The sequence below is a fragment of the Janthinobacterium sp. 78 genome, from assembly GCF_003096775.1.
Lineage (GTDB): Bacteria > Pseudomonadota > Gammaproteobacteria > Burkholderiales > Burkholderiaceae_D > Janthinobacterium > Janthinobacterium tructae.
The window spans coordinates 2,338,348-2,360,738 of sequence record NZ_QENT01000001.1; the positions used below are offsets into that span (position 1 = coordinate 2,338,348).

Genomic DNA, 22,391 nt, shown 5'->3' on the forward strand with positions numbered 1-22,391 from the left:
GCCGGCCAGGGATCACAGTTGACAAGAGCCCCCATAGGGGCCTGCAACAGCTCTCGATGTATAACCATAACGGAGACAGACACCTCATGAAATCGAATGCATTATTGATGGCCCTGCTCAGCGGCGTGCTCGTCGCTTGCGGCGGGGGCCAGGAAGGCACGACCGCCACCCCGAACACCTTGCTCGCCGCCGTGGAAGCGTGCGCCGTCTGGGATGCCGCCACCGTCTATACGGGCGGCCAGTGCGTGCTGTACCAGGGCGTCAGCTACAAGGCCAAGTGGTGGACGCAGGGCAATGTCCCCAGCGCCACCGACCAGTGGGGACCATGGGCCGTGACGGATACGCCGACGCCGACACCAACGCCAACGCCAACACCAACACCAACGCCAACGCCAACACCAACACCAACACCAACACCAACACCAACGCCGACCCCAACGCCGACCCCGACTCCAACGCCGACACCCACGGCTTGCCGTCCCGACGGCTTGATCTCGGCCGTGCCGAATGTGCCGTATTGCAAGGTATATGACGCGAATGGCCGCGAAGTGCTGACCAATGGCTTGAACCGGCGCATCGTCGGCTATTTCGCCAGCTGGCGCACGGGCGTCGATGGCAGCCCGACGTATCTGGTGAATAACTTGCCGTGGGACAAGATCACCCACTTGAACTATGCATTCGCTTCCGTCGATCCGGCCACCTCGAAAATCGCCATCGGCAGCGGCGCGGCCAATCCCGATACGGGCCTCACCTGGCCGAACGTGCCGGCGGCGGCCATGGACCCATCCTTGCCGTACCAGGGCCACTTCAACTTGCTGTCGCAATACAAGAAGAAGTATCCAGGTGTGAAACTGATGATTTCCGTGGGCGGCTGGGCCGGCAGCGGCGGCTTTTACACGGCGACGACGAATGCGGACGGCAGCGTCAACACGGCCGGCATCAATACCCTGGCCGATTCCATGGTGGCATTCGTGCGCCAGTACAACTTCTTCGATGGCGTCGATGTCGATTACGAACACCCGACCACCAACAATGAAGCGGGCAATCCGAACGATTTCGCCGTCTCGAAACCGCGCCTGGCGGGCTTGATGACGAGCTATAACGTGCTGCTGAGAGTGCTGCGCCAGAAGCTCGACGAAGCGGCCGTGCAGGACAATAAATACTATCTGCTCACCATCGCCGGCTCCGCCTCGGGCTGGGTCTTGCGTGGCGAAGAAAACATGTCGGGATTGAAATATCTCGATTACGCCAGCCTGATGACCTACGACTTGCACGGCGCGTGGAACCAGTATGTGGGACCGAACGCGGCGCTGTTTGACGATGGCAACGATGGCGAATTGCGTGCTGGCAACGCTTACCAGTACCAGAACATCGGCTATCTGAACACGGACTGGGCCTACCGCTACTACCGGGGCGCCATGCAGGCGGGACGCATCAATATCGGCGTGCCGTTCTACACGCGGGGCTGGAAGGACGTGACGGGCGGCACCAACGGCCTGTGGGGCACGACGGCGCTGACCAATTCCACCGTCACCTGCGCGGGCGTGAAAACCTGCGGCATGGGCGCCACCGGCATCGACAACGTGTGGTACGACCTCGACTCGCAAGGCAAACCCACGCCCGGTGGCGGCAACCCCATCTGGCATGCGCTGAACTTGCAAAACGGCATCGTGCCAAGCTACCTGGACGCCTATAAAGTCACGGACAAGGCGCTGGTGGGCACGTATGTGCCGTACTACAGCAGCACCATGGTGGCGCCGTGGCTGTGGAATGCGACCAAGAAAGTGTTCCTTTCCACGGAAACCACGCAATCGATCGCGGCCAAGGCCCAGTACATCGTCAACAACAATATCGGTGGCGTGATGATCTGGGAAATGGCGGGCGACTATGCCTGGGATGCCACGCGCAATGGCGGCAAGGGCGAGTACTTCATGGGTACCACCCTGACGGACGTGCTGTACCAGGCTTTCCGCACGGCTGGCGTGTATGGCAACAAGCGCGCTGAAATCGCCATGCCGGGCACGGCGGCCAACGTCAGCATCACGTTGGGCGGCTGGAAGCTGGGCGACAACAACTTTCCCATCAACCCGGTGATGACGGTGAAGAACAACACCACCTCGACCTTGCCGGGCGGCACCGTGGTGGAGTTCGATTATCCCGTGTCGGCGCCATCGGACATGAGCGACCAGTCGGGCTTCGGCTTGACGGTGATCAATGCCGGCTACACGGGACCGAACAATATCGGCGGCTTCACGAAGAACTACAACCGCGCCCGCTTTGCGATTCCCGCCTGGCAATCGCTGGCGCCGGGCGGCTCCGTGGCGCTGACCCTGAACTACCGCCTGCCGATCTCGGGACCGGCCAATTACACGGTGACCGTGGGCGGCACTAAATATGCGTTGACGCAAGAGTATCCGGAATTGCCGGTGGCCTTGCCGTAAGCAGTGATACGGTAGGGTAAACAGAGAAGGGCGGAACCGTGGTTCCGCCCTTTTTTTGACCCGAATGCAAGTACTGGGGTCGGACCCTCAGGGTTCGACCCCGGCGTGCTTTTGGGTTCAGCTTAGAACCACGTCTCTACCTGGAAACCATACGACGTGCCGCTGGTATTGTTGTTGTAGATCGGGCCGCCGTTGTTCGACGTATTGACCGACGCGGTGGCCGCATCGTTCCATTTGCCGTAGGTCACAAAAGCGCGCAGTTCAGGACGCGACCACAGGCCAGGACCGGCCGAGATCGTCGGCGCGATGGTCAGCTTGGTCAGGCGCTTGGCCGGTTGGCCGCCCGATTGCGTCACTCTGTCCGTGCCCAGTTCGCCCACCAGCTTGAAGTTGTCGGTGAATGCATATACGGGACGCACGCCGACCGAGGTCCAGGTCGAGGAACCTTTGGCGTTCGACTCGTCTTTTTGCCACAGGGCGACGAATTCCATGCCGAAATTGGCCATCGGCTGGATCGCCATGTCATTGAAGATGCGCGTGCGTTTCACGTCCGAACCGAAATTGGTGTCGCCCGACGCGCCGAACTGCGCGCCATTGCCGGTGCCAGGACCGACGCCGTACTGCACGCCAAAGGTGTTGCCGCCGCCGAATACTTTACCTTGACGGTGGAAGGCCGACAGTTGCCAGCCGTTATTGCGCTTGCCCAGGATGGCGTCATCCTTGCCTTCGCCGATGATGTAGGTCGCGGCCAGGTCCAGGGTGCCGTTTTCATTGACGGGAATTTCGCCGTAGATGAAGTTCTGGCGCACGGCAGACTTGGTACCCAGGTAGGCGTTCGGTACGCCGCTGCGCGAACCTTTGTCGTCATCGCGCTGGACGATGTCGTTGTCCTTGAAGAAGGCGTAGGAGAATTTGCCCGGACCGGCAGGAATGCGGTCCAGGCCGGCGCCCGTGCCGTTCATGTTGATGTATTGCAGATCCAGCATGTGGATGTCAGGACGGTAGTAGAAGCGTTTACCGACCCAGGCCGTGCCGCCGTTCAGGAAATCGAGTCCCTGCGCTTCGACGTAGGCCTTGACGATGCCCAGTTTGTTGTCGCCGAAATCGGAGTTTGGCGCGTAGGCGTTGACCCAGATGGTGGCCAGGTAGTTCACGCCGCCGGACTTGGCGACGGACTTGGTGTAGCCGAATTCCGTGTAGGCGTCGCACTCATTGCCCAGACGGTATTTCATGGTATTGCCACCCAGGCCGAAGCAGCCTTGCGAACCGCCGTCGCCCGACGTATTGCTGCCGGCGCCGGCGCGCAGGTAGCCGTGGAAGCCTTCGGCATCACTTGGGTACATCGGGTCGGCAAGGGCGGAAGCGCTGGCGATGGCCAGGAGCAGGGCAGGTAAAGTTTTCAATGCAGTGCGATTCATGCGGTCTCCAGAAAAATGTAAGTGGTAGCGCTGGCGCCCGGAGGACGGGCAGCGCATACGGTCTAATGCCGAAAACCAAGTCTAGCAGCGCTTTTTTAACCAGACCGATACAAAACGTACAAGTGACGATACTTTCTTTCAAAGTGTTGTTTTTACTCAATATCGATACTCTGGTGCATAGCGGGTCTGCAAAAGAGTATCGAATTGCGGTTTTGGAGTATCAGAAAGTATCAAAGTCCGGTGCTACATTGTGGTCGTGGTGCTAAGTACCTGAGCATTGCCAACGACAAAAAACACTGGAGACACACAATGAAACGTTCCGCCATTGCCGCGCTGTGCGCCGGCGCCTTCTGCTTCGCTTCGTCCGCGATTGCCGCCACCGACCTGGTCATCGCCACCGTCAACAACGGCCACATGATCGAAATGCAAAAGCTCAGCAAGTTCTTCGAGCAAGCCAACCCCGACATCAAGCTCAAATGGGTGACCCTGGAAGAGGGCGTCTTGCGCCAGCGCATGACCACCGATATCGCCACCAAGGGCGGCCAGTTCGACGTGATGACCATCGGCCTGTATGAAACGCCGATCTGGGGCAAGAAAAACTGGCTGATCCCCATCAAGCCGGACGCCAAATACGATATCGACGACTTGCTGCCGGCCATACGCGAAGGCCTCTCCGGCGACGGCAAGCTGTACGCGTCGCCGTTCTATGGCGAAAGCTCGATGATCATGTACCGCAGCGACCTGGTCAAAAAGGCGGGCGTGACGATCGAGGATCGTCCTACCTGGAACCAGTTGCGCGACGTGGCCGCAAAGCTGCACGATCCGGCCAACGGCGTGTACGGCATCTGCCTGCGCGGCAAGCCGGGCTGGGGCGACAACATGGCCCTGATCACCACCATGGCCAATTCCTACGGCGGCCAGTTGTTCGACATGCAATGGAAACCGCAATTTACCAGCAAGCCGTGGAAGGACGCGGTCACCATGTATGTCGACCTGATGAAAAAATACGGCCCGCCCGGCGCGGCTGCCAACAGTTTCAATGAAAACCTGGCGCTGTTCAACCAGGGCAAGTGCGGTATCTGGATCGACGCGACGATCGCCGCTTCCTTCATCACGGACCCCAAGCAAAGCAAGGTGGCCGACAAGGTGGCGTTTGCCCAGTCGCCCATCGGCGTGACGGAGCGGGGCGCCAACTGGTTGTGGATCTGGTCGCTGGCCATTCCCGCCAGTTCCAAGCACCCGAATGAAGCGCAACGCTTCATCAACTGGGCTACCTCGCCCGATTACGTGAAACTGGTGGCCAGGGAAACCAGCTGGGCAAACGTGCCGACGGGCACGCGCAAGTCGACATACGCGAGCCCCGAGTTTCAGAAAGTGGCGAAATTTGCCGCCGCCGAAGGCAAGGCCCTGGCCACCACGCGCGCCGTGCAAAGCACCATGCTGCCGTCGCCGTACGTGGGCGTGCAATTCGCATCGATCCCCGAATTCCAGGTGATCGGCGTGGCGGCCGGCCAGCAGATGGCGGCAGCGCTGCTGGGCAAGGTGACGGTGGAGCAGGCGCTGGAATTGTCGCAGCAGACGGCGGAGCGGGAGATGCGCAAGGGTGGGTACTACAAGTAGGAAGATAGCCTGACAAACCTACTGCGCGGTTTGTAGTTTGCAAACAGGTGACGCTGTTGTAACCCGAATGGCGAAAGCTGGGGTCGGACCCTCAGGGTCCGACCCCGGTACTTCAGCCTTGCGGGTTTAAAAGATACCTCACGCCCCAAGAGAACATTATGAAACGCATTATCCCCCGGACTTTGCTGACGCCGGCCGTGCTTGCCGTCTCCGTCATTTCCGTGATCCCGCTGCTGATCACCCTGTTTTACTCGTTCGTGCGCTATTCCATGCTCGATCCGAGCGGCCATCCTTTCCATGGCCTGGCCAATTTCCACTTTTTCTTTACCGATGCCTCGTTCCTGCCGGCCTTGCAGAACACGTTTACTTTGCTGTTTTCCGTCATGCTGATCACGGTGGTGCTGGGCACGGCGCTGGGCTTGCTGATCAATGAAGCATTCCCCGGGCGCGCCATCGTGCGCGTGCTGCTGATCTCGCCGTTCCTCGTCATGCCGGCCGTGAATGCCCTGATGTGGAAAAACATGCTGCTCAATCCCATCTACGGCCTGTTCGCGCAAATCAGCATCTTCTTTGGCGCCACGCCCGTCGACTGGCTGTCGGCCCACCCGCTGTTTTCCATCATCATGATGGTCTCGTGGCAATGGCTGCCATTCGCTTGCCTGATCTTCATGACGGCCCTGCAATCGATGGACCGGGAACAGCTGGAAGCGGCGCGCATGGATGGCGCCACCTATCTGCAGCAGTTGCGCTATCTCTACATTCCCCACCTGGGCCGCGCCGTCTCGGTGGTGCTGATGATCGAGATGATTTTCCTGTTGTCGATCTTTGCGGAAATCTTCACCACCACGGGCGGCGGTCCCGGTTTCGACACGACCACCATCACCTTCATGATTTATCAGCAGGCACTGCTGTCGTACGACGTGGGAGCGGCTTCGGCCGGCGCCTTGTTCGCCGTGCTCATCGCCAACATCGCCGCCTTCTTCCTGATGCGCGTCATCGGCAAGAATCTGTCGAAATAAGGAGACCTTGATGCATAGCAAACTCAATTTGTATGGCCGCACGGCCGCCGCCTGGCTGTGCGCGCTGCTGCTGTTCTTTCCCATCTTCTGGCTGGGCCTGATGGCTTTCAAGACGGAAGGGCAAGCCATTTCCACGCCGCCGCTGCTGTTCTTCACGCCGACCCTCGACAGCTTCCGCGAAGTGCTGGCGCGCGACAATTACTTCGGCTACGCGTGGAACTCGCTGTTTACCAGCGTGGTCTCCACCGCCATTGGCCTCCTGATCGCCATCCCGGCAGCGTATTCGATGGCCTTCTTTCCCACGGGCGGCACCATCGGTTTGCTGAAATTCATGCTCAGCTCGCGCTACATGCCCGGCGTGGGCGCCCTGATGCCCATCTATATCTGCTACCAGTACTTCGGCCTGCTCGACACGCGCATCGGCCTGACCATCATGTTCATGCTGATGAATTTGCCCATCATGATCTGGCTGCTGTACACGAGCATGAAGGAGCTGCCGCGCGAAATCCTGGAAGCGTCGCGCATGGATGGCGCCACCGTGTGGGATGAATTTCGCCACGTCGTGCTGCCCCTGTCCGTGGGCGGCATCGCCTCCACAGCCCTCGTGTGCATGGTCTGGTCGTGGAACGAATCGTTCTGGTCGCTGAACCTGGGCGCTTCCAACGCGGGCACCCTGGCCTGGCTCATCGCTTCTTACTCCAGCCCGGAAGGCCTGTTCTGGGCCAAATTGTCGGCCGCGTCGCTGATGGCGATTGCGCCCATCATGGCGCTGGGCTGGTTCTGCCAGAAACAATTGGTCCAGGGGATGACCTTTGGCGCCGTCAAGTAGCATCGAAAAACAAATCAGAATTGAGACAATCATGGCTTACCTTCAACTGAGCAATATCGAAAAATTCTTTGGCGAGCACCGCGCCATCAAGGGCATCGACCTGGACATCCAACAGGGCGAGTTCGTCGTCTTCGTGGGGCCGTCCGGTTGCGGGAAATCCACCCTGCTGCGCCTGATCGCGGGCCTGGAGCCGATCGACGGCGGCAAGCTGGCGCTCGACGGGCGCGACATCACCAGCGTGCCGTCATCCAAGCGCGACCTGGCGATGGTGTTCCAGTCGTATGCGCTGTATCCGCACATGACGGTGTTCCAGAACATGTCGTTCGCGCTGAAACTGGCCGGCGTCGATCCGGCCATCATCCGCGAGAAAGTCGACAAGGCGGCCGCCATCCTCGACCTGGGAAAATACCTGGAACGCACGCCGAAGGAGCTGTCGGGCGGCCAGCGCCAGAGGGTGGCCATCGGCCGCGCCATCGTGCGCGACCCGAAGGTGTTTTTGTTCGATGAACCGCTGTCCAACCTCGATGCGGCCCTGCGCGTGCAGACGCGCATCGAGATCGCCAAGCTGCACCGCGAGCTGGGCGCCACCACCATCTATGTCACGCATGACCAGGTCGAGGCGATGACCCTGGCCGACCGGGTCGTGGTACTGCGCGACGGCCAGATCGAGCAGCATGGCTCGCCCCTGGAACTGTATGACCATCCCGCCAACCGTTTTGTGGCGCAATTCATCGGCACGCCCAGCATGAACGTGGTACCGGCCGACGCTGCGCCGCAGTTGCTGGCGCAGGCGGGCAGCGCGGCGCAGGCCGACGGCTTTGTCGGCATCCGCCCCGAACACGTGCACCTGGGCGCGGCGCAGCCGGGCAGCGTGCCCGTCACGGTCGACCTGGTGGAGTCCCTGGGCGTGGAAACCCTGACCTATGTGCGCCTGCCGAACAATGTGCAGGTAGTGTCGCGCGGGGCGGAGCGCAGCAGCCTGCAGCCGGGCCAGCAGACGCATCTGACGTTCGAGCCGGGCTTCGTCCACTATTTTGACCGCGCCGGCAAGACTTACGCGGCGGCGAAAGGAGCGCTGTAATGGACGCCATCGCATTGAACCAGGCGAACCTGGCGCAGCTGCCCGCCAACGTGGCCGTGCCCGCGTACGCGCGCGAGACGCTCGTGGCCAGCATCGTGCATATCGGCGTGGGCGGTTTTTTTCGCGCCCACCAGGCCGTGTACCTCGATGATTTACTGGCCTTGCCTGGCCAGGAACACGCGCAGTGGGGCTATTGCGGCGTGGGCTTGCTGCCGCATGACGCGGCCATGCGCGACGCCATGCAGGCACAGGATGGCTTGTATGCGGTGGTCGAGCGCAGCGCGGCCGGCGACTCGGCGCGCATCATCGGCAGCGTCGGCGAGTATCTGTATGCGCCCGACGAGCCGCAAGCCGTGCTGGAAAAACTGGCCGACTCCGGCACGCGCATCGTCGCGCTGACCATCACCGAGGGTGGTTACTATGTGAACCAGGGCACGGGCGAGTTTGACGCGGATCACCCCGACATCGTGCATGAACTGGCGCACCCGCAGGCGCCGCGCTGCTCGTTTGGCTACCTGGCCGCCGCGCTGGCCCTGCGCCATCAGCGGGGACTGGCGCCGTTTACCATCATGTCCTGCGATAACCTGCAAAACAATGGCGACGTGACGCGCAAGATGCTGCTGGCCTTTGTCGCCCTGCGCGACGGGGAACTGGCGCGCTGGCTGGCCACGCATGGCAGCTTCCCCAACAGCATGGTCGACCGCATCACGCCGGCCACCACCGATGAACACCGGGCGCTGCTGCGCGAGTCTTTTGGCATCGTCGACGCCTGGCCCGTCGTGTGCGAGCCATTCCGCCAGTGGGTCATCGAAGACGAATTCCCGCAGGGCCGGCCGGCCTGGGAAAAGGTGGGGGCGCAGATGACGCACGACGTGCTGCCGTATGAAAAGATGAAGCTGCGCCTCTTGAATGCCAGCCACCAGGCCCTGTGCTACATCGGCATGCAGCTCGGCTATACGTTTGCGCATGAAGCGATGGGTGACCCTGGCATCCGCGCGCTCGTGCGGCGCATGATGGATGACGAAGTCACGCCGCTGCTCGATAGCGTGGAAGGCATCGATCTGGAACGGTACAAGGCCACCCTGATCGAGCGCTTTTCGAATCCTGCCGTGCGCGACCAGCTGGCGCGCATCGGCACGGAAGGCTCGGCGCGCATCCCGAAATTCGTGCTGCCGTCCGTGCGCGAAGCGCTGGCCCGGGGCGGCGCCATCAAGCTGCTGGCCTTCACGGTGGCGTGCTGGTTCCGCTACCTGGAGGGCCACGACGAGCAGGGGCGCGAGATGCCCCTGAACGACCCGTATGCGGCGCGCCTGCGCGCGCTGGCGCTGCAGGGCGGCTCGGACGCCACGCCGTTGCTGTCCCTGCGCGAGCTGTTCGGCGACCTCTGCGACACACCGGCGTTCACGCTGGCGGTGGGCGAAGCGCTGGCCAGCCTGTATGGGCTGGGCGCGCGCGCGGCGCTGGAACAGAGCGTGGCTTGAGGGGAGGGCGCGCCATGCCACGCAAAGCCGATGCTGTCTTGCCGCAGATGGAGCTGGAACAGCAGCGCGATGCCACGCCCGGCTTCGAGCCGAAAGGCAGTTTCGGTTTCATCCGCTACCTGGAGCACGGCTTTCCGAATGCGCTGGTGCGCTGGCATTATCATGACGAGTACGAGCTGCACCTGATCGTCGAGACGAGCGGCAAGGTCTTCGTGGGCGACTATATCGGCCAGTTCGCGCCCGGCCATTTGGTGCTGACGGGGCCGCGCGTGCCGCACAACTGGGTCTCGCTCGACACGCCGCCCGAAGGCGTGGCCCTGCGCGACATGGTGCTTCAGTTTTCGCATGCGCCGCTGGCGTCGATGGCCGCCGCCATCCCGGAACTGAAAGGGATTTTCCCGCTGCTGCAGCGCGCCCTGCATGGCGTGGAATTTTTCGGCGTCAGCGAGCAGTCGCTGCGGCGCTTCCAGCGTATCCGCGACAGCAGCGGCCTGCCGCGCTTCATCGAGTTTCTGACCCTGCTGGGCGAACTGGCGCAGACCAGCGATTACCAATTGCTGTCGACGGTGCCGATGCAGTCGAGCGATGACGACGTGGCTTTGGCGCGCATCAGTTCAGCCATCAACTTCATCGTGCACAATTACAGCAGCCAGTTCTCGCTGAAACAGCTGGCCGAGCAGGTGGACATGCCCGAGCGGACGTTTTCGCGCTTCTTTCGCAGCGCCACGGGCAACAGCTTCACGGACTTCGTCAACCGCCTGCGCATCAACAAGGCGTGCCAGCTGCTGATGGAGACGGAGCGCTACGTCAGCAACATCTGCTACGAAGCAGGATTCAATAATGTGGCCAATTTCAACCGGCGCTTCCTGGAATTGAAGGGCATGACGCCGAAGGAGTTTCGCCAGCAGGCGCAGGGCCGTTTTGGCGCCTGAGGTTTTTTAAGGTACATTCGATGGCACGGGCGGGGACCGCCTGGGAGAGACAAGCATGGAATACCTGTGGCAGAAGGACAGCGAGCGCAAGGCGCCCGAACTGGAGCGCGAAAGCTACGATGGCATCATCAATTACCTGGAACACGGCTATCCCAGCTCGCGCGTGCGCTGGCACTGCCACGAAGAATACGAGCTGCACCTGATCGTCGCCACCAGCGGGCGCTTGTTCGTGGGCGACTATATCGGCGAATTCTCGCCCGGCCACCTGGTGCTGACGGGCCCGCGCCTGCCGCACAACTGGATTTCCAACGTCGTGCCGGAAGGGGGCGTGGCCTTGCGCGACATGATCGTGCAGTTCGCCCACGCGCCGCTGGCCGGCGCCGCGCGCGTCATCCCCGAACTGCGCGAGCTGCTGCCGCTGCTCGAGCGCTCCAGCTATGGCGTGGAGTTTTTCGACATGGGTCACGAGGCCGAGCAGCACCTGGCGCGCATCCGCGCCACGCATGGCGCCGAGCGCTTCGCCGCATTCGTGCAACTGATGAGCAAGCTGGCGCGCACGGCCAACTATCGCTTGCTGTCGAGCGCTTCGCTGCGTTCCTACGATGATGACGCCACCCTGGCCAAGGTGAATGCCGTCCTCAATTACATCACGGACAATTACCGCGAGCCGATTTCGGCGGAAATGCTGGCCGAGCAGGTGGGCATGTCGCTGAGTAAATTCTCGCGCTTCTTCCGCAAGGCGACGGGCAACAGTTTTACCGATTTCATCAGCCGGCTGCGCATCAACAAGGCTTGCCAGCTGTTGATGGACACGGATCAATACGTGTCGAACGTCTGCTACGACGTGGGTTTCCAGAACGTGGCCAACTTCAACCGCCGCTTCCTGCAGGTGAAGGGCGTCACGCCGAAGGAATTCCGGCGTCAGGCCGATGGCCGCTTTGGCGGCATCGGCGGGCCTGTTGCGGATACGCCACGGGCTTGAAGGCTGTCACGGGCTTGTCACTTTGCCCAGTTACTCTCCACGGCTTCAATCCCACTTTAGCCGAGGAATGCATGAACGCTGCCGTAACGTCGACCCCGAAACTGACCCTGCTGGCCATCGCCGCCAGCCTGTGCCTGTCCGCCTGCGGCGGCAGCGATAGTACGCCGGCGGAACCGGCCAAGCCCGTGGCACAGACGGGCGTGTTCCTCGACGGCGCGGTGGAAGGTCTCGATTACGTGGCCGGCAGCGCGGCCAAGGCCAGCACCAATGCCAAGGGCGAATTCATTTGCAACCCGGGCGACACGGTGGCCTTCAGCGTGGGTGGCCTGGCCCTGGGTTCGGCGCCATGCGGCGCCGTCGTCACGCCGCTGGCGCTGGCCGCCAGCACGAATGTGGCGGACGACAAGGTCGTCAACCGCCTGCTGGCGCTGCAACTGCTTGACGACGACAGCGATCCGTCGAACGGCATCAAGCTGACGGCCGAAGTGAAGGCCGCGCTGACCGGCAAGACGCTGGACTTTGCCACCGTGCCGGCCGTCTTCAACACGGCGCTGGCCGGGCAATTGGCGGCGGTGGGCGGGAAATTCGCCAGCCGCACGGTCGATGCCGAGCGCCGCGCGCTCGTGCGCGAGCATTTCGAAGACACGCTGGCTTCGAAAGCGGGCGTGCCCGTCAATGAAGCGCTGACGCAAGCCAATCCGGTGGGCGAAGTGAAAGTCACCGTGACGCGCTACCAGATCCAGGCGGCGGACAAATACTATGTGCCGTACGAAGGCGCGAATGCCAAGATCAAGGGCGAATTCCCGAACGGCTTTTTGCCATCGTATGGCTCGGGCCTGGCCTACAAGGGCAAGAATGCAGCCGGCGACCTGGAATTCTATGGCTTGACGGACCGTGGCCCGAACGGCGACGGCCCGCTGGTGCCCAACCCATCGGGCAAGGGCACGATCGGCAGCAAGATCTTCCCGTCGCCGAGCTTTACGCCTTCGTTCGGCGTGATCACGGTGGGCAAGAATGGCGCCGTGCTGGGTTCGAGCACGCCGATCAAGGTGTCGACCGCCGTCAACAGTTCGGGCTTGCCCGTGCCCGTGGGCGCGGTGGGCAATTCGGCCGAGATTCCCGTCATGGATGCGATGAAGTTCGATGCTGCCGGCAAGGCCGTCTTCAATGCGGGCGGCCTCGATTCGGAAGCCATCGTCGTCGACGCGAAGCGCAATGCGCTGTGGGTCTCGGACGAATACGGCCCCTTCATCATCAAGATCGATGCGGCCACAGGCATCATCCAGGCCAAGTACGAGCCGGGCAAGGGCTTGCCGGCGCTGTTCGCCAAGCGCCGCGCGAACCGCGGCATGGAAGGCATGACCTTAGACACGAGCAATGACAAGCTGTACGCCTTCCTGCAAAGCCCTCTGTCCGACGGCACGGCACCATATACGGTGACGAAGAAGAATGAACAGGTCGAGCGCTTCGCCCGCTTCACGCGCTGGATCGAATTCGACCCGACGACGGGCAGCAGCGGCAAGATGTTCGCCTACCCCTTGAATGCGGCCGACTACCAGGATGGCCGCACGGGCAACGCCAAGCTGGGTGACATGGTGGCGCTGGGCGGCGGCAAGTTCCTCGTCATCGAACAGGGCGCGGCGCCGTCGGGCAAGGTCTTCAATAAACTGATGCTGGTCGAACTGAAGGGCGCCACGGACATTGCGGCCGCCGCCTTCAACGCGACGAGCTCGGACCTGGAAAAAAGCAGCATGGGCGGCGCGGCCGTCAATGGCGCCGACTGGGCGGCTGTCACGCCGCTGAAGAAAACCGTGCTGCTGGACTTGAACGCCATCGGCTGGGCGGCGGAAAAGGCCGAAGGCCTGACCCTGATCGACGACTCCACCATTGCGCTGGCCAACGACAATGACTTCGGCCTGAAAACCAAGATCTTCGACGCGAATGGCGTGGAAGTGGCGGATGCCGACGTGACCAAGTGCACGGTCGATGCGAACGGCACAATCGTCACCAGCAGCGCGGCCGGCTGCAATGCCGCCAACACCATCCGCGTGGCGCGCGGCGACGACCGCGAGCGTCCTAGCCGCTTGTGGATCGTGAAGTTTGCCAAGGCGCTCAATACGTATTGATGTGATGTGCAGTGTCGGATTACGCGGCGCTGCGCGCCGCTAATCCGACCTGCATGACAAAAAGCCGCGCGGTGCAGAGATGCACCGCGCGGCTTTTTATTGTGGAAATCGAGGGTAGGTCGGATTAGGCCGAAGGCCGTAATCCGACACTCTCCCGTTACTTCTTGGTATAGGTATTCAACCAATCCAAAACCGTGTGATGCCACAGCAGCGAATTGGCTGGCTTCAGTACCCAGTGGTTCTCGTCGGGGAAGACCAGCAGCTTGCTCGGGATGCCGCGGCGCTGCAGCGCCGTGAAGGTGCCCAGGCCTTGCGCGGTGGGGATGCGGAAATCCAGGTCGCCCTGTACCACCAGCATCGGCGTCTTCCAGTTCTTCACGAAATTGACGGGGTTGAACTGTTCGTGCTTGGCCGGCGCGTCGTAGTACGGGCCGCCGTTTTCCCACTCGGTGAACCACAGTTCTTCCGTTGCGTAAGCCATGCCGCGGTTGTCAAACACGCCGTCGTGGTTGACCAGGCACTTGAAGCCGTCCGGCCAGTTACCGGCAATCCAGTTCATCATGTAGCCGCCGTACGAGGCGCCCAGCGCGCAGCTGCGCTCGCGGTCCAGCCACGGGAATTTCCTGGTGGCCGCTTCCAGGCCCTTTTGCAAGTCGACCAGCGGCTTGCCGCCCCAGTCGCCGCTGATGGAATCCGTGAACTTCTGGCCATAGCCGGTGGAGCCATGGAAGTCGATGAAGACGGTGGCGTAGCCGGCGCCCGCATACACTTGCGGATTCCAGCGGTAGCTCCAGCTGTTGCCAAAGCTGCCTTGCGGGCCGCCGTGGACCAAAAAGGCGACCGGATACTTTTCACCGGCCTTGGCGTTCCACGGTTTCATGACATGACCGTAGACGGTTTCGCCATTCGCGCCGGCGAACGAGAACTGTTCATATTCGCCGAAACGCACGTCGGCCAGCGCTTGCGCGTTCTGCTTCGTCAACTGCTGCAGCGGTGCGTTTTCCGACTTCGCGTCGAGTTTGCGCGTGTACAGCTGCGCGCCCGAGGCCAGGCTGGCTTGCGCCAGCACGATGGTGTTGCCGCGCACGTCGAAGTCGCCCACGGCGCCCTTGCCCGTCAATGCCGCGACCTTGCCGCTGGCCGCGTCGATGTGGAACAAGCGGTGCTGGCCCACGTCATCGGCGGCGACCAGGAAGGCCTTGCCATCCGGCGTCCAGCGGAAGTCGGCCACGGAACGGTCCCAGTCGTCAGCCAGGGTGCGCTTCTTGCCCGTGGCGACATCCATCAGCACCAAATGAAAACGGTCCGCTTCGAAGCCGGGCTTGGTCATGGCGACATAGGCCAGCGTGCGGCCATCGGGCGAATACGTGGCTTTCGCGTCCCAGGCCGGATTGTCGGCCGTGAGGTTGCGCGGCGCCTGGCCGCCGGCGGCAGGGATCGTGTAGACGTCGAAGTTGGTCGACCACGCTTCCGTGCGGCCGGCCACGCGCACGGAGAAAGCCACCGTCTTGCCGTCCGGGCTGAAGTGGTATTCGCCATTGTCGCCGAACGGTTTCGATGGCGCGTCGCCATCGAGGGTGCCGCTCAGGCTGACGGGCGTGGCGTTGACCTTGCCGCTGGCGTCGATGGGCGCCGAGTACAGCGCGTTGCGGCGGCCATCGGCCCAGGTATCCCAGTGGCGCACGAACATCTGCTCGTAGACCATGCCGCTGGCCTTGTTCTTGGCTTTTTCATCGAGGCGTTTTTTCGTGCAGGCGATGTCCGCGCAATCGAGGAAGACGCCCATGCTGAAGGCCAGGCGGTCGCCCTGCGGCGACAATCGATAAGTGTCCACGTCCAGCGCCAGGTCGGTGACCTTGGCCGCTTCGCCGCCGTTCAGGGGCAGTTGCCACACTTGCGAGGAGCCGGAGCGGCCGGACAGGAAGTAGATGGCGTCGCCGTTCGGCGACCATTGCGGGTCGCTGGCGCTGGCATCGCCACGCGTGAGCTGGCGTGGCGCCGCGTTCGGCGCGCGCAGGTCGATCATCCACAGCTGTGTGTTGCCGCGGTTTTTGTCCAGGTTAGTCGTGCGCACCGTGTAGACGACGCGCGTGGCGTCCGGCGACAGCACGGGGCTGCCCACTCTTTCCATGGCGACCATGTCTTCCACGGTGAAACCGCGCGGCGCGGCCAATGCAGGTTCTGCAGCAACGGCGGCGGCAGTGGTGGCCATGGCGGCACTGAATGCTCCCAAGAGCAGCAGACGTAAACTCATTCAAACTCCCGATTCTGATGACGACGTTATTGATATGGTATTGACGTGGCCGGCTGTACCGCCGGCAGCCCGACATCATAGCAATAAAGATGCGCTTGCTGCGGGAGTTGACCGCCGGTTAGCCGGCTGGCAGTGCCAGTTGGTCGAGTGCCACGTGGCCCAGGAAGCCGCCCTGGCTGGTGGCCTGCAAGCCGTCTTCGATGGCGTGGGCAAAGCGGATGCCGGAGTCTTGTTCCAGCGCGGCCAGCACGCGTGCCACGTGCGGATAATCGGCCAGGCTGGCCAGTTGCAGCGGTTCGGCCCAGCGCGCCGTGGCGGCCAGGTAGGCGTCGGCGATGCTCGGTGCGGCATCGGAGGCGAGCCAGGTGCGGCCAGCGAGCAGGCGTTCCAGATGCGCCAGGCATTTATTCACCTTCTCGACGGCCATCTCGCGCCAGACGGCCGCGCGCGCATCGCTATCGGCGGCGCGCGACGCCTGGAAGGCGGGCATGAAGGCCGCGTGAAACGTCGTGTGTAAAAAGGAGAGCACGCTGTTCAATCGGTCGTATTGCGGCGTGCCTTGCGCAAATCCCAGCTTGCTGCCTGGCGCGCGGGCGGCCAGGTGCAGCAGGATCGCCATGCTTTCCAGCAATGGCGCGCCCGCGTGCGTGAGCAGGGCCGGCGTCTGGCTCAGCGGATTGATGGCGAGAAAGGCGGGATGCTGCTTGCTGGCCGGGTCGCGTGCTTCCACGCGGGCCAAACGATACGGCAAGCCGCTCCATTCGAGGGCGGCGATGGCGGCAAACGAGCAGCCGAACGGCACGCTGTAGATCAGGGTGGTTTCCATGCTGGAGCTCCAATTGGATGAGGGAAGGGCAGTCTAAGGGTAATGGTTACTATTTGGAAGAAGGCAAAATAATGTGGTATAGGTACATTTTTTATACCAGGTGGGAAGCGAACCATGAAAGACAATGTCTCCGGCTGCGCCGTGGAAGAAGCCATGCGACTGCTGGGTGGCCGCTGGCGCATCGTGCTGCTCAGCTATCTGATGGCGGGGCCGAAGCGTTTCAGCGAAATCCGCCGCGCCGTGCCGAATATCTCGCAGCGCATGCTGACCCTGGACTTGCGCGCGCTGGAAGAGGCGGGCTTGCTGACGCGCACGATTTACGCGGAAGTGCCCGTCAAGGTGGAATATCGGCTGACGGACGAGGGCCTGCGCCTTCGCGAGCTGGTCGAGATGCTGCGCGCCATTGGCTTGCGCCTGCGCGGGCAGGCGGATGCGGGCGGCGCCTTTCTTGCGTCCGACGCTGAATAAATGTCTCTAGAGAAACAGCTGTTTTTATGCAAAGTGCTAGACTGCCGGCCTTAGCTCACTACTCTCGATACCCATGCGCCTGACTTCCCTAGCCCTGACCGCCGCCGCCCTGTTCGCCGCCTTGCCGGCCCATGCGGCCAGCATGCCGACACTCGAACAAATCCATGCCGCCGTGCAGGCGGGCGTGGCCAGGACACAAGCGAAGACGCAGTCAGCCATGCCGTTCGCCGTCAAGGTCACCAGCCTGCAGGGTTGCCAGGAGTCGCAGGAAGTGCCGGGCGAAGTGGTGTGCCTGGTGGGCATGAGCGCCGGCATGCGCGATGCTTTTAACGTACTGCCGCTGCGGAACGAGGGCGATACCTGGGTCGGCGTCGAGCGCAAGAACGCCCAGTTCGCTGGGCCGTCGCCGGCCGAGGCGCAAGCGATGATACGCGCCTGGGCCAAGGAAGAAGTGGCGCGCGATCCGGAAGCGGCCAAGGACGTGCAGATGCAGGAAGCGCAGAGCACCATGCAGGTCAAGGCCGTCAACGCGTGCGACGTCAAGCGCAAGACGGGCTACCTCGTGTGCGACACGGAATTGAGCGTGCCGAGCCGTCCGGATGGCATCAAGACGGAACTGACCTTCATGCTGGACAGCGGCAACTGGCGCTACGTGCCGCGCTAGGCCGCCGCCCGCCGCCCGCCGCTCTCGCCTCAGCCTGATACTTCTCCCTGCATGGCGCCAGCGTCTTTTCGCGACGTCTGGCGCTGGCGCCGCTTTCCTTTCCTGCACAGCATGCCCGTCTGGTGGCCCATGAGGCCGCCGGCAGACATGCGCCTCCCTCCTCGGCAGGATGCCTGCAATTCCACAAAACCAATATGGATTAATTGATATATTTGCTGATTAATCATTTATTTCCAGCGAAAACGATAGAATTGGTGATTATTGCTGTATTTGTTGTGATTTCGCCATATAAACTAATTTATTTGGTTTAATCATTATTTTTGACGTATGATATTGATAATGGGCAAGTAAATGCCGCGATCCGAATGGGTGGAGAACCGTCGTGCTGAAAAAAATATCGAGTAGCGAACTCATGCTGGGAATGTACGTCGAACGCCTCGGCCGCTCCTGGCTGGAGAACCCGTTCTGGAAGCGTTCCTTTTTGCTCGAATCGCCGGCTGACCTGGAGCGTATCCGGGCGGCCCGCCTGAATGAAGTGTGGATCGACACGGCGCGCGGGCTGGCGCCGCCTGAACCTGTTGCCGTTGTCGTAACTGACGCAGCCGGCACGGAAGCTGACGTGCCGGCCGTCCCCGTCGCCGTTGCGCATGTGGCGCCTGCCCTGTCGCGCGAGGCGGAAATGGCGCACGCCCGGCGCCTGCTCGAGCGCACGCGCCAGGCCGTGCAGACGATGTTTGACGAAGCGCGCATGGGCAAGGCTTTGGCCGTGGGACAGGCCTACGAGCTGGTCGACGACATCGCCTCTTCGGTGCTGCGCGGCGGCGGCCTGCTGCTGGGCCTGGCACGCCTGAAAACGGCCGACAACTATACGTATATGCACTCGGTGGCCGTGTGTGCGCTGATGACGGCGCTGGCCAGGGAGCTGGAGCTGGCGCCCGAGCAGGTGCGCTCGGCCGGCCTGGCGGGCTTGCTGCACGACATAGGCAAGATGGCCGTGCCGTCGGCCATCCTGAACAAGCCTGGCAGCCTGAGCGACGCGGAGTTTTGCTCCGTGCGTGCCCATCCGGCGGCCGGCCATCGCATGCTGCTCGAGGTGGACGAGATCGATCCGGTGGCGCTGGACGTGTGTCTGCACCACCATGAAAAACTCGATGGCAGCGGTTATCCCAAAGGCTTGTGCGGCGAGGAAATCAGCCTGTATGCGCGCATGGGCGCCATCTGCGACGTGTACGACGCGATCACCTCGAACCGGCCGTACAAGCAGGGCTGGTGCCCGGCCGAGTCGCTGCGCCGCATGGCGGCCTGGCGCGGCGGGCATCTGGACGCGACACTGTTTGCCGCCTTCGTCAAATGCCTGGGTATTTATCCGCTGGGCACCCTGGTGCGGCTGCAATCGGAGCGCCTGGCCGTGGTGGTGGGGCAGGCGGCGGGCAAGACGCTGACCTCGCCCACGGTCCGCGCATTTTTTTCCATCCGCGCCGGCACTTGTATCGCACCCTGCCTCATCGACCTGGCGGCGCCGGGTTGCCAGGAGCGCATTATTTCCACGGAAAGCGCGGCTCAGTGGGGCTTGCTGGACGTCGACCGTTACTGGGCCGGCGAACCTGCGGTGGCATAGCGGTAGCCACGGCGGGAATAAAGTATATTTTATTAATAATAAAATATTAAAATAATGGTGCCAGTGCCGCGTCCGTTTTCCTGTCTGGCGACCGTTCCTTGTCCGCACACCCGCCACCATACGGGCTACCACTGAGGATGTGACCATGCGAATCAATCTTCCCGTCAGCGATACCGAGATCAATCTGAGCGATACCGAGACCATCGTCTCGACTACCGACTTGCAAGGCAATATCACGTATGCAAACCCGTATTTCATCGCCGTCAGCGGTTACAGTGCGGAAGAATTGATCGGTGCGCCGCAAAACATCCTCCGGCATCCGGACATGCCGGTCGAAGCCTTCGCCGATTTCTGGGCCACCATCCGTTCCGGGCGTTCGTGGAGCGGCATGGTGAAAAACCGCTGCAAGGATGGTGATTACTATTGGGTGCTGGCAAACGTGACGCCAGTGGTGGAAGACGGCGTCGCTGTTGGCTACATGTCCGTGCGCACCAAGCCCACGCGTCAGCAGGTGGCGCAGGCGTCGGCCCTGTACGCGCGCATCAAGGCAGGGCAGGCCGATGGCATCGCCCTCAGCCAGGGCGCGGCTGTGCGCACGGGCTGGCTGGCCAGGCTGGCGAGCTTGCGCGACCTGCCGCTGGGCAAACGCATCGGCTGGAATTTGGGCTTGCTGAGCCTGATACTGCTGCTGCAACTGGCGTGGAATGCGGGCGTTCTGCCGGCCAGCGCGGGCGGCTGGCTGACGGGCCTGTCCGCGCTGGCCTTGTGCGCGACCCTGTATTTCTGGCACAGCTTGCACCGCGCCGTGCTGCAACCGCTGCAGCGGGCGCGCCAGGCCTGCGACGTGATGGCGGGCGGCGACCTGACGGGCGAGCTCGATACCACGCGGCGCGACGAGATGGGGCAGCTGCTGCGTTCCTTGCGCCAGCTGCGCGTGAACTTGCACTCCATCGTTGGCGATGTGCGCGGCAATTTCTTGCGCATCAGCATGGCCAGCCAGGAAATCGCCGCCGGCAATATGGATTTGTCGGGCCGCACGGAAGCGCAGGCATCGGCCCTGGAGCAGACGGCATCGAGCATGGAGCAACTGGCGGCCACGGTGCAGCAAAACAGCGGCAACGCCGTGCAAGCGAGCGACATGGCGGGCAAGGTGCATGGCCTGGCGGGGCGCGGCGGCGAAATCGTCGGCCAGATGGTGACGATGATGGCGGACATTAACGCCTCGTCAAAGAAGATCGGCGACATTACGGGCATCATCGAAGGCATTGCCTTCCAGACCAATATCCTCGCCCTGAACGCGGCAGTGGAAGCGGCGCGCGCGGGCGACCAGGGACGTGGCTTTGCCGTCGTGGCGGGCGAGGTGCGCAACCTGGCCCAGCGTAGCGCCTCGGCCGCCACGGAAATCAAACAATTGATCACGGCATCGCTGGCGCAGGTGCAGGCGGGCGCGAAGCTGGCGCAACAGGCAGGTGCCAGCAGCGCCGAAATGCTGGGCGCCGTGCAGGGCGTGCACGGCATCATGGCGGAGATCGCCTCGGCCTCGCGCGAACAGAGTCATGGCATCGGCCAGGTCAACATGGCCGTCACGCAGATGGATGAAGTGACGCAACAGAACGCGGCGCTGGTGGAGGAATCGGCAGCCGCCTCCGCGTCGCTGCAAGACCAGGCCTTGCAGCTGGAGCAAGCCATGTCCTTGTTCAAGCTGGAACGGCGGCGCGGCGGCCCGGCCACGCCCTTGCGCGCGCCGGAGCGCCGCGCTACAGCAGGCGCTCTGACAGCGCCTTGAAGTCCACTTGCGGTACGAGAAAGGCAAACGGTGTTGAAAGGGGCGGCAACTGCCTCAGCATGTCGCAGTCGGCGCGCCAGGCCGTCAGTGCTTGCACTTGATCCACATCAACGGGCAAGTCGATTTCGCCGAAGACCAGCTTGCCGTTGCGCGGCACGTGCGCGATGGCCGCATCCTGGCAAGCGAGGAAGGCGACGGCAGCGTGCCAGTTGCCGAACAGCGTTTGCCAGTCGGCATCAAGAGCATGCTCCGCCGTGATGTCCGCCTGCACATCGAGCGCAGGGGCGCTGCCGGTGCCGGATGCAATGCTGCAGTGCGCCTGCGTGGCGCCAACTTCCAGCGTCATGCCGGCGGCCAGGTGCGTCGGCAAGATATCGCTGAACAGCCGCGTGCCCAGCGCATGGGGCAAGCTATCCATGATGTTTTTCAGAAAATACACGCAGGGCACGGCGGGCGCGCCCGGTGGCGTGTGATCCAGATATAAACGCCAGTTGCTTTGCAGGGGTGACGGCAGCAGCTGGCGCAAGGGGCCGGGCAGGGCAGGGCCGAAATGCCCGTGGCGGTAGGTCAGCACGGTAAACGGCGTCTTGCCGTCGCGCTGCCACAAGGCCACACCTGGCGGCAATAATTTTTGCGCGGCAGCGGCGTCGACCAGCCAGCTCACGTACACGACGTCGCGCACATCGCTGTGCAGGGTCAGGAAAGGCAGGCGCGCCATGACAGCCTGGCGCACATTGGCGAAACGCGTGCAATTGGCGAGCGCGGCAAACAGGCGCCCCGGCCAGCCCGCGCGCGGGTGACGATAAGTGTTGTCTTGCAATTGGGAAGTCTTTCGAGTGCGGTGAT

Annotated in this window: 17 protein-coding genes; 13 read left to right on the forward strand and 4 right to left on the reverse strand. The window is 62.6% G+C overall.

Annotated elements, in window-relative coordinates; genetic code table 11:
- The first annotated feature begins 86 nt into the window (after positions 1–86).
- Positions 87–2,441: a glycosyl hydrolase family 18 protein gene (locus tag C8C92_RS10455; protein ID WP_116743736.1), complete on the forward strand. Its 2,355-nt coding sequence runs from the start codon at positions 87–89 to the stop codon at positions 2,439–2,441.
- Positions 2,442–2,563: 122 nt separating this feature from the next.
- On the opposite strand, the gene C8C92_RS10460 is transcribed toward C8C92_RS10455, so the two are convergent.
- Complete coding sequence (locus C8C92_RS10460) at positions 2,564–3,859, reverse strand: carbohydrate porin (protein WP_116743738.1); 1,296 nt, start codon at positions 3,857–3,859, stop codon at positions 2,564–2,566.
- A 309-nt stretch (positions 3,860–4,168) separates the two neighbouring features.
- On the opposite strand from C8C92_RS10460, the gene C8C92_RS10465 reads away from it, so the two are divergent.
- The 8 genes from C8C92_RS10465 (at position 4,169) to C8C92_RS10500 (ending at position 13,929) form a co-directional block, all read left to right on the forward strand.
- The gene (locus C8C92_RS10465; RefSeq protein WP_099759934.1) at positions 4,169–5,479 is read left to right on the forward strand and encodes a sugar ABC transporter substrate-binding protein; all 1,311 of its coding nucleotides are present in this window, start codon (positions 4,169–4,171) and stop codon (positions 5,477–5,479) included.
- A 158-nt stretch (positions 5,480–5,637) separates the two neighbouring features.
- Positions 5,638–6,498, forward strand: a complete 861-nt coding sequence (locus C8C92_RS10470) for a sugar ABC transporter permease (RefSeq protein WP_116743740.1) — start codon at positions 5,638–5,640, stop codon at positions 6,496–6,498.
- Positions 6,499–6,508: 10 nt separating this feature from the next.
- Positions 6,509–7,327 (forward strand): carbohydrate ABC transporter permease, encoded by an 819-nt coding sequence (locus C8C92_RS10475; protein WP_070219870.1) that lies wholly within the window; start codon positions 6,509–6,511, stop codon positions 7,325–7,327.
- A 31-nt stretch (positions 7,328–7,358) separates the two neighbouring features.
- Complete coding sequence (locus tag C8C92_RS10480) at positions 7,359–8,408, forward strand: ABC transporter ATP-binding protein (RefSeq protein WP_116743742.1); 1,050 nt, start codon at positions 7,359–7,361, stop codon at positions 8,406–8,408.
- Complete coding sequence (locus C8C92_RS10485) at positions 8,408–9,889, forward strand: mannitol dehydrogenase family protein (RefSeq protein WP_207780991.1); 1,482 nt, start codon at positions 8,408–8,410, stop codon at positions 9,887–9,889. The genes C8C92_RS10480 and C8C92_RS10485 overlap by 1 nt, the downstream gene beginning before the upstream one ends.
- A gap of 14 nt (positions 9,890–9,903) precedes the next feature.
- Positions 9,904–10,821, forward strand: a complete 918-nt coding sequence (locus C8C92_RS10490; protein ID WP_116743744.1) for an AraC family transcriptional regulator — start codon at positions 9,904–9,906, stop codon at positions 10,819–10,821.
- Between the two features lie 55 nt (positions 10,822–10,876).
- A complete protein-coding gene (locus C8C92_RS10495) occupies positions 10,877–11,803 on the forward strand; it encodes an AraC family transcriptional regulator (protein WP_099759930.1) in 927 nt (308 codons plus the stop codon).
- Between the two features lie 71 nt (positions 11,804–11,874).
- Positions 11,875–13,929 carry an esterase-like activity of phytase family protein gene (locus tag C8C92_RS10500; RefSeq protein ID WP_099759929.1) on the forward strand — a complete coding sequence of 685 codons (2,055 nt, stop codon included), beginning with the start codon at positions 11,875–11,877 and terminating at the stop codon, positions 13,927–13,929.
- Positions 13,930–14,086: 157 nt separating this feature from the next.
- Here the strand turns inward: C8C92_RS10500 and C8C92_RS10505 are convergent, their stop codons facing one another.
- Together C8C92_RS10505 and C8C92_RS10510 are read right to left on the reverse strand one after the other, a co-directional pair.
- Complete coding sequence (locus C8C92_RS10505; protein ID WP_207781074.1) at positions 14,087–16,141, reverse strand: S9 family peptidase; 2,055 nt, start codon at positions 16,139–16,141, stop codon at positions 14,087–14,089.
- A 160-nt stretch (positions 16,142–16,301) separates the two neighbouring features.
- Positions 16,302–17,009 (reverse strand): glutathione S-transferase family protein, encoded by a 708-nt coding sequence (locus C8C92_RS10510; RefSeq protein WP_116743748.1) that lies wholly within the window; start codon positions 17,007–17,009, stop codon positions 16,302–16,304.
- Positions 17,010–17,123: 114 nt separating this feature from the next.
- On the opposite strand from C8C92_RS10510, the gene C8C92_RS10515 reads away from it, so the two are divergent.
- From C8C92_RS10515 to C8C92_RS10535, 4 genes are all read left to right on the forward strand, one after another.
- A complete protein-coding gene (locus tag C8C92_RS10515; RefSeq protein WP_116743749.1) occupies positions 17,124–17,477 on the forward strand; it encodes a helix-turn-helix domain-containing protein in 354 nt (117 codons plus the stop codon).
- 73 nt (positions 17,478–17,550) lie between these two features.
- Entirely contained in the window at positions 17,551–18,141 is a 591-nt protein-coding gene (locus C8C92_RS10520) for a hypothetical protein (RefSeq protein ID WP_116743751.1), read from the forward strand.
- A gap of 382 nt (positions 18,142–18,523) precedes the next feature.
- Positions 18,524–19,759 carry an HD-GYP domain-containing protein gene (locus C8C92_RS10530; protein ID WP_116743755.1) on the forward strand — a complete coding sequence of 412 codons (1,236 nt, stop codon included), beginning with the start codon at positions 18,524–18,526 and terminating at the stop codon, positions 19,757–19,759.
- Between the two features lie 145 nt (positions 19,760–19,904).
- A complete protein-coding gene (locus C8C92_RS10535; RefSeq protein WP_116743757.1) occupies positions 19,905–21,545 on the forward strand; it encodes a PAS domain-containing methyl-accepting chemotaxis protein in 1,641 nt (546 codons plus the stop codon).
- Here the strand turns inward: C8C92_RS10535 and C8C92_RS10540 are convergent.
- Positions 21,517–22,365: a DUF2071 domain-containing protein gene (locus C8C92_RS10540; RefSeq protein ID WP_116743759.1), complete on the reverse strand. Its 849-nt coding sequence runs from the start codon at positions 22,363–22,365 to the stop codon at positions 21,517–21,519. The genes C8C92_RS10535 and C8C92_RS10540 overlap by 29 nt on opposite strands.
- Between the last annotated feature and the right edge of the window lie 26 nt (positions 22,366–22,391).